Annotated in this window: 10 protein-coding genes; 6 read left to right on the top strand and 4 right to left on the bottom strand. The window is 49.8% G+C overall.

The genetic code is table 11. From position 1 onward, the window contains the following. Positions 1-34 precede the first annotated feature (34 nt). Together HP567_RS11305 and HP567_RS11300 are read right to left on the bottom strand one after the other, a co-directional pair. Positions 35-1,210, bottom strand: a complete 1,176-nt coding sequence (locus HP567_RS11305) for an acetyl-CoA C-acetyltransferase (protein WP_173608620.1) — start codon at positions 1,208-1,210, stop codon at positions 35-37. Between the two features lie 64 nt (positions 1,211-1,274). Next, positions 1,275-2,198, bottom strand: a complete 924-nt coding sequence (locus tag HP567_RS11300) for a 50S ribosomal protein L11 methyltransferase (RefSeq protein ID WP_173608621.1) — start codon at positions 2,196-2,198, stop codon at positions 1,275-1,277. A gap of 430 nt (positions 2,199-2,628) precedes the next feature. Between HP567_RS11300 and csaB the strand changes: the two genes are divergently transcribed. Together csaB and HP567_RS11290 are read left to right on the top strand one after the other, a co-directional pair. Further along, positions 2,629-3,726: a polysaccharide pyruvyl transferase CsaB gene (gene csaB, locus HP567_RS11295; protein WP_048031963.1), complete on the top strand. Its 1,098-nt coding sequence runs from the start codon at positions 2,629-2,631 to the stop codon at positions 3,724-3,726. A 24-nt stretch (positions 3,727-3,750) separates the two neighbouring features. Next, entirely contained in the window at positions 3,751-4,602 is an 852-nt protein-coding gene (locus tag HP567_RS11290) for a class I SAM-dependent methyltransferase (RefSeq protein ID WP_173608622.1), read from the top strand. Positions 4,603-4,659: 57 nt separating this feature from the next. Here the strand turns inward: HP567_RS11290 and HP567_RS11285 are convergent, their stop codons facing one another. Then, positions 4,660-6,312 (bottom strand): putative polysaccharide biosynthesis protein, encoded by a 1,653-nt coding sequence (locus HP567_RS11285; protein ID WP_173608623.1) that lies wholly within the window; start codon positions 6,310-6,312, stop codon positions 4,660-4,662. Positions 6,313-6,516: 204 nt separating this feature from the next. Here HP567_RS11285 and HP567_RS11280 point away from each other — a divergent pair, with 204 nt between their 5' ends. After that, a complete protein-coding gene (locus HP567_RS11280; RefSeq protein WP_173608624.1) occupies positions 6,517-7,893 on the top strand; it encodes a phenylacetate--CoA ligase family protein in 1,377 nt (458 codons plus the stop codon). Here HP567_RS11280 and murJ read toward each other — a convergent pair. Further along, positions 7,868-9,394 carry a murein biosynthesis integral membrane protein MurJ gene (gene murJ / locus HP567_RS11275; RefSeq protein WP_173608625.1) on the bottom strand — a complete coding sequence of 509 codons (1,527 nt, stop codon included), beginning with the start codon at positions 9,392-9,394 and terminating at the stop codon, positions 7,868-7,870. The genes HP567_RS11280 and murJ overlap by 26 nt on opposite strands. Before the next feature lie 189 nt (positions 9,395-9,583). Between murJ and HP567_RS11270 the strand changes: the two genes are divergently transcribed. The 3 genes from HP567_RS11270 to HP567_RS11260 are packed head-to-tail and all read left to right on the top strand — an operon-like array spanning position 9,584 to position 13,290. Beyond that, on the top strand, positions 9,584-10,846 hold the full coding sequence (locus HP567_RS11270; RefSeq protein WP_173608626.1) for an O-antigen ligase family protein: 1,263 nt from the start codon (positions 9,584-9,586) through the stop codon (positions 10,844-10,846). A gap of 4 nt (positions 10,847-10,850) precedes the next feature. Continuing rightward, complete coding sequence (locus HP567_RS11265) at positions 10,851-12,479, top strand: hypothetical protein (RefSeq protein ID WP_173608627.1); 1,629 nt, start codon at positions 10,851-10,853, stop codon at positions 12,477-12,479. Continuing rightward, a complete protein-coding gene (locus tag HP567_RS11260; RefSeq protein ID WP_173608628.1) occupies positions 12,472-13,290 on the top strand; it encodes a hypothetical protein in 819 nt (272 codons plus the stop codon). The genes HP567_RS11265 and HP567_RS11260 overlap by 8 nt, the downstream gene beginning before the upstream one ends. Positions 13,291-13,399 lie beyond the last annotated feature (109 nt).

Here is a 13,399-nt window from a genome sequence, read left to right as displayed (position 1 = left end):
CTTCCATTTTTAACAGGGGAGACTTCGTTTAAACCTATGTGCGTTCGACAACCATCGCCATACCCATACCTCCGCCAACACAAAGGGCAGCCAAGCCTCGCTTCAGCTGTCGTCGCTTCATTTCATGCAGCAAGGTTACGACAATTCGGCAGCCGGTAGAACCGACAGGGTGACCCAGCGCGATACCGCTTCCGTTCACATTCGTTATTTCCCGCGGTAGCTCCAGCAATTTTTCCACAGCCAGGTATTGCGCGGCAAAGGCTTCGTTTACTTCGATCAGTTCGATATCCGCGAGCGTCAGACCGGCTTTTGCCAATGCACGCTTCACTGCTGGAACGGGTCCATATCCCATCAAATCAGGCTCTACCCCCGCTACCGCCCACGAGACAATTTTGCCGAGTGGTTCGATCCCGAGCTCTCTCGCTTTTCCTTCTTTCATCAAAACGGCTGCGGACGCTCCATCGTTGAGCCCGGAGGCATTGCCTGGCGTCACTGTACCATTGTCCCGGAAGCTGGGTCTAAGTTTCGCGAGACTTTCCAGAGTCACTCCCCTGCGAGGGAATTCGTCTTCCGTAACCATAATTTCTTCGGTCCGTTTTTTAATAGAAACTCCTATGATTTCCTCCGCAAACAAACCGCTGTCTATGGCGCGGATCGCGTTTTGCTGACTGCGCAAGGCAATTTCATCCGACTCCTCACGCGTGATCCCGTAACGATCGACCAGCCGTTCTGCCGTTTCGCCCATCAGGATTTGATGGTGGGGATCTGTCAACAACTCCCACATCGCATCGGTCATTTCCCCATGTGTCAATCGTTTGCCCCAGCGCGCATTTTTCAGGACATACGGGGCGTTGCTCATGCTCTCTACGCCGCCTGCCAAAACGATTTCACTGTCGCCTAAAAGAATTTGGGAAGCGCCGCTCACAATCGCTTGCATGCCGGACGCGCATTGACGTTGAATCGTGAAGCCCGTCACTTCTTTTCCCAATCCTGCGTCCAATGCTGCCACTCGCGCTATGTTTGGCTCGTCTGTGCGCTGAATGCAATTGCCTAAAATGACTTCATTGATCTGAGAAGCTTCCAGGCCAGATCGATCCATAACACCACGAATGACGGTTTCTGCCAGCTTGCGAGCGCTTACATCTCTCAGGACGCCACCAAACGTACCAATAGGCGTACGTCCGGCAGCAGCAATGACAACCTGCTCCATTTGTTTTCCCCTCCATTGAGTAACCTTTTTCTTTATTGTCTCACACGGAAGTTACAGGGCGGTTCTAAACGATGTTTTTCAATACAACGGTGACCCATTCGTCATGTTGGCTTTCTTTCTCCACCTGGAAGCCTGCCTGTTCAAATGTAGCAATGACAGCTTCCCGATTCCATTCGACAATTCCCGAGAGAATCAACGTTCCTCCTGGTGCCATTCGCTCCGTAATCATCGGAAGCATCGCGACATTTTCATCGCCACCGATATTGACCAGAATGACATCTGCTTGGTCAGGCAATTGAGACTTCACTGCGTCCTCGCTCGCATCCCCAATGACGACTTGTACAGCGTGGTCAGGAAGATGATTATTGGTCGCATTGACGAGAACCTGATACTCACTTTGTGGATTAATGTCCACTGCCCATACAGGATGCTTCGCTCCATTCAAGGCGCAGTACAAAGAGAGAATTCCTGAGCCAGCTCCTACATCAATGACTTGCTTACCCTCCAGATCCATTTCTTGCAAAAACAAAAGAATGTCCTGCGTCGTTCCATGATAGCCCGTTCCGAAGGCTGCACCTGGATCGATCCATAGGATATGCCGAGCCGACTCCAGCGCTGCGGGGTCGGTCCACGTTGGTGCCACCCACCAGTCGCCTATTTTGACTTCACGGAACTCCTCTTTCCACGAATCATTTTCCTCCGCTACGAGTTCTACTTCTTTTATAGTGACTTGTCCATTCCACCGCTGAATGTAGGTCTTCAGGCGGGATACATGCTCCTCTTCACGATCGTGCTGGGGTTCAAACAGATAACCAACAAGTGGACCTTCCGTATTTTCTGCGTAATCATATCCGTTTTCCGTTGTCAGTACTTCGATTTGCGGTTCGATCCAGCCAAGTGTGTAGGAGCTGGTCAATACCTCTGCCACAAACAAATCCTCAATCTCTGATTCCACTAGTAATGTGTATTTGAGCCACATGCTTTCCATGATGAAAAATGCTCCTTCCCTTTTGCTGTCATTCGCCCCTATTCTTGCGGACATCTATTCACTCATCTGTGGATGGCAAGGATGATAGAGAACATGGTATGATAGTAGAATGGACTATCACCACCACAGGGAGGCTTACCATGTTTGACGAATTTTTTTACCGTCGCCGCAAAAACAAGGGACTTTTCATCGTCATGATTGCCCTCATCGTTCTTGGCATCGGCATGTTCGGTATGGGTTTCCTCTATATGTTCTCGTAAGTCGGAACAACATCATTATACCCTACGAACCTCGCTACACCCACTGTATCTGTCCAAACAATTGGGGCGTGAAGTTTTCTACTGTGGTTGCTTTACTTCCCCTTGTTTACTCGATTATACTTGAGAATGTATTTTTCCTGTACGTTTGATATAGAAAGAAGGTTCACTCCATGTCGCGAATTCTCATCTCCGGGTACTACGGCTTTAATAATGCCGGAGACGATGTGGTCCTGTACGGCATCATCAGCTCTCTTAAGCGGGAACAACCAAATATCTCTCTCGCCGTCTTGTCCAATCAGCCTGATCGGACTGCGGAACTGTTCGGGATTGAAGCCTATAACCGCTGGAGCTTTGGAACCATCGTCCGCGAGCTTTCGCGAAGTGACATGCTGGTGATGGGCGGCGGTACACTGATGCAGGATGTAACCAGTCCGCGCAGTGTCCTCTACTATTTGGGCATCGTCACCATTGCCAAGCTTTTAGGTAAACCCGTGGTCTTTTACGCGCAAGGGTTTGGACCCATCCTCAAATCGCTCAGTCGCACGATGATTAAACGCGTGGTGAATCACGTCAACATTATCACGGTTCGCGACTACGAATCAGGAGAGGACTTCAAAGCCTGCGGCGTAAAAAAAGCCCCTATCTATATAACAGCTGACCCTGCTCTGACGATATCCCCAGACGATATTGCAGATCAACGGGGAAAAGAGCTGCTCCATGGTATGTTTGATGATCCTTCCAAGCCTTTGGTCGCCATCTCTGTCCGGGACTGGAAGCAGGAACAGCAATTCAAACAGAAGATAGCCCGGGCAGCAGATTGGTTTATCATGCGCGGATGGAATGTTCTCTTCCTCCCGATGCATGTCCCTAGTGATTTGGCACCGTCCCAGGAAATCATGGACCAGATGAGCCAACCAGGAGCACGTCTTCTCGATGCACCTGTGACTTTTCATGACATCATGTCGGTACTGAAGCAATGCAACTACGTCGTAGGAATGCGGCTTCACTCTCTCATTCTTGCTTGCATGCTGCGAATTCCTTTTATCGGTATCTCCTACGATCCGAAAATCGATCGATTCGTTGAACGCGCTGGAATGCCCAATGCTGGTCATATTACTCAACTCGATGAAACTACACTTTTGACCTTGCTCGCTGAAAAACTGGACAACCTCGATCACGAAATTGATGTAGTAACGAAGCATTCCCATCTGTTAGCGATCGAAGCATCCAAAAGCAGTGAACTTGTTTTGCAGGCGCTGCGTAAATAAGGCTGACCTGGAAAGGAGGACATCATGTCCTTTTCTTCACAAGTGTTACTTCGTTTAAATCGATTATTTCCTCTCCCCGTTCACCCTTTCAACCTGGCAAACAACGGGGAAATGAGCTATACCGAATGGCAATTTCAAAAAGGGGATCAAACCATTCAGTTTTTCCTCCCCTTCCATTCACAGGAGCAAATGTTCCGTGACAAAACAGTTTTGGACATCGGCTGTGGCGGCGGGGGCAAAACCTGCTATTACGCCACCTATGGACCGAAAAAAATGATCGGCATCGATATCGTCCCCCACTACGCGGAGGAAGGAAATGCATTCGCGAAGAAAAAGGGACTGGATCATCTCGTCTCCTTCATGACTGGTGATGCCGCAAGAATGGACTTCCCGGACAACACGTTCGATACGATCATCATGAATGATGCGATGGAGCACGTTGGCGAACCGGAAAAGACGCTGGAGGAATGCTTTCGGGTCTTGAAGCCTGGCGGGCATCTCTACATCAATTTTCCGCCGTATTATCATCCATACGGTGCTCATTTGTCAGATGCGATCGGCATTCCTTGGGTACATGCCCTCTTTTCGGAGCAGGCCTTGATTGACGCCTATAAAAAGCTAGTTAGCGACTTGCCAGACGGTTCTGACCGGATTGCATTTCGCTTCGACAAGCTCCCTGATGGCAGAGACACGATCTCGTACATCAATCGCATGACGATCAAACGGTTTCGAAAAATTCAACAAGGCGTGGTACAGCCTGCGGTTTACCAGCGAGAGATTCCGTTGCGCAATCAGTTGCAGGCCTTGGCGAAATTGCCTGCTACCCGTGAATTTTTCGTAAAAATGGTCGTATGTGTTTATCAAAAAGCGAAATAAGAAAGATCACATAAAACCCCTTCCTCCGTTTGTGGAGAAAGGGGTTTTTCGATTGGATTAATCGTTATTCGTATTGGACTTTAACGAGGAGGCCTGCTTCCTCCGTATGAATTGGATAAAGGCGCGCAGTTTGTTTCCACCTGGCAGCCAGTCTAGCTCCTTGTCTTCAATAAGTGGAATGAGGATGAGCAGTCCCAGGTAGATGATGAGCCCTACACCGACTCCAGCGACGGTCTCTATCGCTCCCAAAATGCGCACTGGCTCTCTTCCCCTGAACAGGAAATCAATTGCCTCTGTCGCTCCCCAAGCCAGAATGAGCATGAGGTTAGCCACCAGTAACGGATAAATGGTATCGAAGCGCCAGTTAATCGGAATCGATACGTAACGGTTGATGACTCGCATATTCAGTACGCAGACAAATGCAGTAGCAACCAGCCAAGACAGGGACAATCCATCCATACCGAACATCGAGGTAAACACGAGTGTTGCCAGTACTTTTACAATGACACCATAAAGCAGATGACGCGCAGGGATTTTTTCTTTGCCGATCCCTTGCAAAATGCCGTTTGTAGCAAGCAACAAGGAAAGCGGGATCGCTGTGATTCCTAAAATCGCCATTGCACGCGTGCCTTCCATATCACCATACAACGCCAAATTCGCCCCTTCAGCTACAGCTGTCAGTCCCAGCCCGGCAGGCAGACCGATTAGCCAAGCAAAGCGCAGTGAGAGCTTGGTCAAGGTCGTAATCCGTTCCTGATCCTTTTGTCTGATTGCTTCGGCAATGGCAGGGACGATCGAGAGAGCAATCGACGATCCGAACAAGCTCGCCATTTGCAGAAGTGGTCCTCCCCTGCTGTAAATGCCAAACCACGTATCCGCCGTCAAGCCGTCCACATTCCATATGTAGCGGAAGATGTTAATCGCCAGAAAGGAATCCGTCAGGCTGAAAATCGGGATAACTAAGGCACTGATACAAATTGGCCAGGCAATTCGCCACATCGAGGCGAAGAAGGCACGATCATACCACCAAGTAAGGCGCCCCCACTCTGCCCCGCTAAACACGGAATTTTTCCGGTTGTGGAGCCACATGAGTAATGCTAGAAACCCGAGACTCAAAAACGTACTGATCATCGTACCGAAGTTGACTCCGGTAATCACAGTATCCGTATCTTCACCGAGTGACACGAGATACAGGGAAGCTACCAAAATAAATACGACACGCAAGGTCTGCTCCACAATTTGCGAGAGTCCGACAAACAACATTTTTTGATGGCCGTAGAAAAAGCCGCGAATAACCGCAATCAAAGGAACGAACAGCAGCGACATGGAAATCGCTCGAATCGGTTCAATCAAATGCGGATTCCCCATGAGCTTTGCGATAAGTGGGGAGCTGACGTACAGGAGCGCAAACAAGATAAGTCCGATGGCGCCCATCATAACCATGCTACGGGCCAAAATTTGTCCAATAGAGCCTTGTTTTCCTTCAGCTAATGCCTCTGCAATCACTCTCGACAATGCTACTGGCACACCTGCTGTCGCCAATATGAGAAAGGTCAGGTAGAGAGGATATACTTCCTGATAGAGTCCGAGACCTCTGTCGCCTACTATCTCTTGAAGCGGAATTCGGTAAAACATCCCGATAACTTTTGACAAAATCCCCGCTATGGCTAAGATCAACGCTCCCGCGAGAAAATGACTTTTTTTCAACATGGGTAACTCCTTTATTCGTCTCTTTGACTGGATACCCGTAAGGCAGCACCAATCGACATGAACCCACTCTCTATCCTACTATCATTTCCCTCTTCCAGCAAACAGGTATATCGATGGAATTTCGCAGGAATACTGGTGAAAAACAGATTGCATTGATTTTTTTTAATCGTCTGCCTGTGTGATCAGTGAGTAGGAGGGGAAATTATGCCCACAACCGGATTTTTGATCCGCCATGTACAGTGGCCGTTAATGGAGGCCTTGAAAGGAAATCGCATCCGTCCTTACATGAAAGAATTGCAAGCAACTCAGCGTCTATCTGCCGAAGCGCTTAACGTGCAGCAGCGAGAAAAGCTGGTGAAGCTACTCGATCATGCGATACAAAACGTACCAGCTTACACTGCCTTCGCCCCAGACTGGAGCAAAATGCGCGAGATGCCTGAACGTTTTTTGCAGCGTATTCCTGTTCTGACCAAAGCACACTTTCGGCAAAACGCTGATCAATATTTGAGCCAGGGCCTCCAAACATGCAGACTCGTTGGAAATCGTACGGGAGGCTCCACAGGTGAACCTACCCATTTTTATCTCGATCGTCAAACGGTCGAGCGGTATGAAGCTGCGCGCTGGTTGGGGCTATCCTGGTACGGCATCCGCATTGGAGACCCATGTGTGATGATCTGGGGCTCTCCTCTCGAATTAAACGCCCAGCAAGCTCGCCGCTACCGCTGGAAGGAACGCTGGTTGAAAAACCGCATGATGATTTCTGCCTATGAATTGGACGAAAGTCATTTGGAAGCAAACCTGCGCCTCATCCGGGAATTCCGTCCAGCCTATTTATACGGGTACGCCTCCGCATTGCATACCCTCGCCATGATAATGCTACGACGGGGCATGACACTCGGAATCCCGCTCAAAGCCGTGGTCTCTACAGCAGAAAGCCTGCACGAGCACCAGCGGCAAACAATTGCCCAGGCTTTTGATGCGCCTGTAGTGAATGAGTACGGCGCTCGTGACGGCGGAATTATCGCCTACCAATGCACGGCTGGGAGCATGCATGCCTTTTCCGGGAACTGTTATTTGGAGGTAGTCGATCCCCTTACGCATATTCCCGTCCACAAAGGGCACCCGGGAGCACTGCTCGTCACAGACTTGCACAATACCGTCATGCCTCGCCTACGCTACCAATTAGGAGATGTCGTCGCGCTCTCCGATTCAACCTGCTCTTGCAATCTCTCTTTTCCACTTCTTGCTTCGATTGATGGCAGAGAAGACGACATGTTCCTATCGCTCAACGGACGGTACGTGCACGGACATTATTTTAATCACATCGTGCGGAATATGGACAGCTTCCGCACCTTTCAGATCGTCCAGCATGATCCGGAGCGACTGAGCCTGCGACTGGTGAAGGAGCCCGAACGTTTTTTGCCTGCTGATGAAGCCAAGCTTTTGGAAGGAATTCGCGCGGCATTAGGCCAGGTCAGCATCCACGTTTCTTACGTGGAAACCATTCCCCCCGCAAGCTCGGGTAAGACCCGCTATGCCATCAGGGAATTCCCGCTTACGAGCGCCCTCCCGCTGGAGTAGACCGCTTGCGTACTTTTTGCAGCAGTTCTGACACAAGTGGCTCGCGAACCAAAATGAGCACGACAAGATATAAAAGAGCTGCGCCCATAATTCCTAGCGGCAGGTACAACCAGACAGGCAATACGGATAACCATGGATCGACGAACAAAATAGCACCAGCCATGACTGCGCAGCCCAGAATGGTTTTCCCCGTGGTCATGAGGAAATTCGCTCGTACAGGGCTGCCTACTGCCCTCCATAGCAAAATGAACAGCAGGAGCGCTTGACTGATAGCCGATACCGCATTGGCAAGAGCAATTCCGCCATGACCAAGCAGGGGAATGAGCAACCAGTTGGCAAGGGCATACACACCGATCCCAATCGCCCCGATCATAACGGGTGTCTTCGTGTTTTCCAGTGCATAAAAGGCGCGAGTCAGCAAGTCTCTCGACGCTAAAAAGAAAAGCCCCACGCCGTAAAACGGCAGTGCCCACGCTGTCAAAGCGACAGAATGCTCATCGAACGCACCACGCTCAAAAGCTAGTCGGATGATTGGCTCTGCGTATAGCGCAAGTCCAACCGTCACGGGCAGCAGCAAAATGAGAAGATAGGCAAGTCCCTTTTGCAGGATTTGCTTCATCTCCGTCATTTCCCCCCGCTTGACATGACTAGCCAACAGCGGGAATAACGGCAGCGTAAACGCCCCGACAAAAATAGCCAGAGGCAATTGCATGATCTGGTTCGCATTGGCGAGAGCGGAAACGACACCCGTTCCAAGCCCTTCCGCGAAGCCTCGCTCCAAAAAGGTAGTCGCCTGAGCTACCACCGCACCAATTAAAATCGGAATGACGCGCTCGCCCATGCCTTTGAGAGCTGCGTCCTCACGCCAAGCAAAGGAGAAGCGCTGCTGATAGCCGAATCCGCTCAAGGTAGGGAGAATCGGCAACAGTGCAGCCAAGTAACCGATTGTCGTAGCCATTGCCAATCCAATGGGACCATACATCGGAACGAGCACATACATGCTGACAATCACCAAAGCTCCATTGACTACCGTGCCAAGCGTCGGTGTAAAGAAATGTTGGTGAGCATTGCAAATACTCGACCAAAGCCCCGTTAACCCGATGAAAATAGCTGATGGCCACATCCATTGCAGCATGCTAGCCGTGAGCTCCAGCTTCTCACCCGTCAGTCCAAACATCGCAGCCAGCTGGTAAGAAAAGACAACCCCTAAAGCAGAGAGAGCAACGAATATACCCAAAATGATCGTGAGCATCTTCTGATACAAGTCAGTCGTCCGCTCTCCTTTTTCCATCATGCCCCGCATCGTCGGGATCAGCACTGCATTGACGGCTCCCGGTATGACCAAGAACAGCGTCAGCGGAATCGTTGCCGCGATATTAAACGCATCTGCCTCCATGCCAGTCCCGTACAAGCTGGATACATACACACTGCGAAAAAAGCCCAGAAGCCTTCCAACGAGAGTCAGCACGACAATCATGGAAGCAATTTTTAACAAACTCATGTCCACTTTTCTCCTATCCCTATTTGAAACCCTACGTTCCAGGCTTGATTCTAACCCCTCAAACTACCTAGTTATCATATCTTATTTCTACCGTTCCTACCAACCTCTTTCCCCCCGGCTTGCTACCGGGTTGTCAGATTCATTATAATAGGTAGGTTAATCCCTACCTGTAGGAGGACTACAATAAAAATGAGAGAAACCGTGTTGAAGTGGGGAAGCCAATCATCTACGTGGTTGTATTTGCTGTTGGCCTATCCCGTAATCGATTACGTCTTGCGACAGATTCTACCGATTCCAGTCATATCTTCTTTGTGGGATGAAGCACTGCTCATCGTTCTGATGCTGTTTACGTTCGTTGCGTTTTTACAGTCAAATCGGACGATGCCTGGAATCAAACATTGGCTTGGAGCCTTTTTCGTCCTCGGAATTGCCATCATGGTGACTGACATGGCGAACTGGGAAGCGACTGTGGAAGGATTCCGTTCCGTCTACCAGTACATCCTCGCCTTTTTCATGGGCTTCTATTTACTGAAGTCGATGGAAGACTTGGACAAGTTCATGAAGGGACTTGTGCTGATTGGTTTCGTAGCGGCACTGTACGGTGTCTTGCAAGTCATCATAGGCGTCAAAACACCTGAATCATGGGTACAGGAAGGGGAAGCCGTTACAACGCGTGCATTCTCCTTCGTAACAAGCCCGAACGTTTTGGGCAGCTACATGGCGTTGGTTACACCGATTGCGGCTGGTCTATTCATGACAGCGAAGGATCGCAAGCAAAAATGGATTTGGGCCATCGTTGCACTGACGACTTTGCTCGCCATGCTGTTAACAAGTTCCCGCGGTTCTTGGTTTGCCCTAGCTTTTGCTGCATTTGTTTGCTTCTACATATGGAACAAACGAGTAGCAGGGTACTTGGTGCTCGCAGGGATTATCGGGGTTGTAGCCCTGTTCTTCGTTCCTGATTCTGTTCCGCTTGTCGGAAAAGTTAAAGATCGCATTTTCACGCTGTTTACACCTGAATACTTCGAATCTAGTAGCCAAGGCGGACGTATTGGCCGTTGGGGCGAAGCCTATGACAAGATGCGCATCGAGCCTTTGTTTGGCGTCGGTCTCGGTCATCACGGCGGTGCAGTTGCTACACGCCATTTTGGAACGATTTATTCAGATAGTTATTTCTTCAAAAGCTTGGCGGAATACGGTCTGATCGGGATCATCCTGTTAATCGGAACCGTGATCACCATGTTCAAGTATGGCGCCGGACTTATCCGCAACCTCCAAGGCTCGCCACACTTTTTCGCGATTCTCGGACTGCTGGGCGGATTAATCGCGGTAGCTACTCATAACCTCGTGGAAAACATTTTCGAGGTGCCGTTCATGGCACTCTATTTCTGGCTGTTTGGCGGCTTCCTCTGCGCATTATTCGTCGACCAGACACAAAACAAAAGGTGGTGAGCACATGCGCCGGAATCCTATTCTCGAAACGATAAGCTGGGCGCTGTACGCCATTGCCCTGTTTCTGATTTATCATTTGCTCGTGAAACCCGCGTTCCTTGATTTAACGTGGATTGCTGTACTCATTTTCCTGCCACTGCTAGCTTTTTGCTACTTCGTGGTGCATCCGTCGGAGCGACGTCAAGTGCTTGTGTTTACCATCGGCTTCTTGCTCCTGGATCGGGCACTGACACGCGTCGATGTGAAAACGACTGCTGCTCTCTTGATCGGTGGAGCAATCGCAGTCATCGTGATTGCGCTTCTCGTGAAATGGTATGGACGCCTCAACTGGCGTGCAGTCGGCTCGTTGGTTCTGATCGCCCTCTTGGCGAATGTGACGTTCAACAGAGATACGCTGACTGCACTTAGCCACTTTACCGTGACATACGAATCTGACCGTTTGTACAACGGCGATTGGGTGGATTACTTCCCGATCGCGCTGCATGACGTCAATGGCGATGGCAGCATGGAGATCATCACGTACGGCAATGCCGAGGAGCTTCCACTGCCGGAAAAAATTGAAAAGCCAGAGACGGAAGAAGAGAAAAAAGCAATGGCAGAGAAGCTGCGCCATTTGCAGGCGGAACCTGTTTCTCTTTACGTCCTGACCTGGAAAGATGGTCAAATGGTGCGGATGCCGAATGATCAGATTCCGGCAGAAACCATGAAGATCATCCAGGAAAAATTGCCGACCGATTATCCGGGCTTCCCGTATTACACGATGAAAGACGGTCAATTGGTACCGAATGTCCAACGCCAACCATATGCGGAGGGCATGATGCAAATCGGAACGGCACCCTATCGTGCGTTTATGCTTGATATGGAGAACATCGCAAACCAACTGGCAGATAACGCAGGCAGTATGGACGTACGACAAACATTGGGTTCCAAGTACACGGATCTACACATCAAGGATGGTATGCTGACAGGCAACTACGACGGCAAGCCTTTTGGCGGCACGACAAAAGCAACCAAGCTGATGACCACCATGATGCTGCCAGATGGCCGCGAAGGAATCGTTGTCATGGGCGAGCACCTGAGTGTACTGTCTGTAGAGCCAGATGGCACACTGACAGAATCGTACACACTGACACGCAAACAGGCCGAATTGGCAACTGGCGAGTTCATTCCTGCCGATATCGACAACGACAAGGTCGATGAGCTGCTTGTGGCAGGCAAACCTTCGTACATCTTGAAACCAAAAGCAGACGGTACGTGGGAAATTTTGTGGGCAAGTGGTGACCACGATAAGAGCTTCCGCTTCTCCAACTTTGCTACGATTGGTAACAACGCCAAGCCTGAGATCGTAGCCAAAGCAAAAAGCTGGGTAAGTACCACAGATACTCGCTATTTGTCTGGCTATGACTACACGCCAGAGGGCTTGAAACAAAACTGGCGTATATACATGCCGCTGATCAATGTGCAAATCGGCGACATCGATGGAGACAAAGAAAACGAAATCGTGGCCAACATGTACAATACGCATCGTATTCTCGTGTTTAAGCAGCACAACATTCCGGTACTCGGACTCACGATCGCGCTATTTGTGGGACTTTTGGGATACGGAGTCGTAAGGAGGTTTCGCCATGCGTAAAGCGACGAAAGCATGGGCATTGCTCGCTGCCATCTGCACAGCCTCCCTGCTCGGTGGCTGCACGTATGAATCAGGGACGAAGGCTTTTGCCACTACCAATTTTGACCAGAAGCCGGATCAAACGACAACAGTCCAAACCGAGTCAGGGGCCGAGTGGTTAAAAACAGCCCTTGAAAAGGGCAAAACAGATAAAGAGGCACAGACTTACTGGTATAAAGGTTATGTGAAAAACACAATCCTGTCTCGTACCACGACGAGTATGTTCAATGGAGCTGTCATCAACGGGAAAGGCTACAATGTGGATGCACGTATCGCGGCCCAGCCGTATTCGTACTATCGAATTAACGACAAACGCTATATCAAGGCGAATGAGCAGTTCGTGACCGCTCCAGAGGAGCCACTTGCCTTCGACGTATTGAAGGGCTTCGAGGACTGGCTGCCTTTCATGGACAAGGCTGTCCAATTGCCTGAGGAAAAAGCTATCGGTGTAGTCAGCGTTCCGTTCCAATTGAAAATGACAGGAGCAGAATGGCTGAAAAATAGCCAAAGCCCACTGTTTGAACCATTGAAAAAGCAATTGGGAGAACGCCCTGATCTGGATTACATCTTGAAGGAATCCACGATCAAGACAACGTTTTGGTTCGGCAAGGAAGACCGTCTGATCCACCAGTACGAGACCTGGATCATTCTCCCACTGCCTGAAGCCGGAACGATGGACCAGCAAGTGATGTTCAACCTGTTTAAATACGGTGATACTGGTGGCATTCACATTAAGGAACCGGAAGAAATAGAGAAATATTTGCTGTACTAAAAAAGCCTGCTACCTTAGCTTGGAAGCAGACAAATCGGTACGAATCAGGACCTGGCGAACATCGTCAGGTCCTTTTATTTTGAAACAAAAGAAGTATGCCTGCCACACG

This window comes from Brevibacillus sp. M2.1A (assembly GCF_013284355.2).
GTDB lineage: Bacteria > Bacillota > Bacilli > Brevibacillales > Brevibacillaceae > Brevibacillus.
The sequence above is the reverse complement of the archived record's forward strand: the minus strand, read 5'-3'. Positions and strand labels throughout refer to the sequence as shown.

Coding starts and splice junctions, on each gene's coding strand:
- HP567_RS11305 (WP_173608620.1), bottom strand. CDS start 1,210: ATGGAGCAGGTTGTCATTGCTGCTGCCGGACGTACGCCTATTGGTACG.
- HP567_RS11300 (WP_173608621.1), bottom strand. CDS start 2,198: ATGGAAAGCATGTGGCTCAAATACACATTACTAGTGGAATCAGAGATT.
- csaB (WP_048031963.1), top strand. CDS start 2,629: ATGTCGCGAATTCTCATCTCCGGGTACTACGGCTTTAATAATGCCGGA.
- HP567_RS11290 (WP_173608622.1), top strand. CDS start 3,751: ATGTCCTTTTCTTCACAAGTGTTACTTCGTTTAAATCGATTATTTCCT.
- HP567_RS11285 (WP_173608623.1), bottom strand. CDS start 6,312: ATGTTGAAAAAAAGTCATTTTCTCGCGGGAGCGTTGATCTTAGCCATA.
- HP567_RS11280 (WP_173608624.1), top strand. CDS start 6,517: ATGCCCACAACCGGATTTTTGATCCGCCATGTACAGTGGCCGTTAATG.
- murJ (WP_173608625.1), bottom strand. CDS start 9,394: ATGAGTTTGTTAAAAATTGCTTCCATGATTGTCGTGCTGACTCTCGTT.
- HP567_RS11270 (WP_173608626.1), top strand. CDS start 9,584: ATGAGAGAAACCGTGTTGAAGTGGGGAAGCCAATCATCTACGTGGTTG.
- HP567_RS11265 (WP_173608627.1), top strand. CDS start 10,851: ATGCGCCGGAATCCTATTCTCGAAACGATAAGCTGGGCGCTGTACGCC.
- HP567_RS11260 (WP_173608628.1), top strand. CDS start 12,472: ATGCGTAAAGCGACGAAAGCATGGGCATTGCTCGCTGCCATCTGCACA.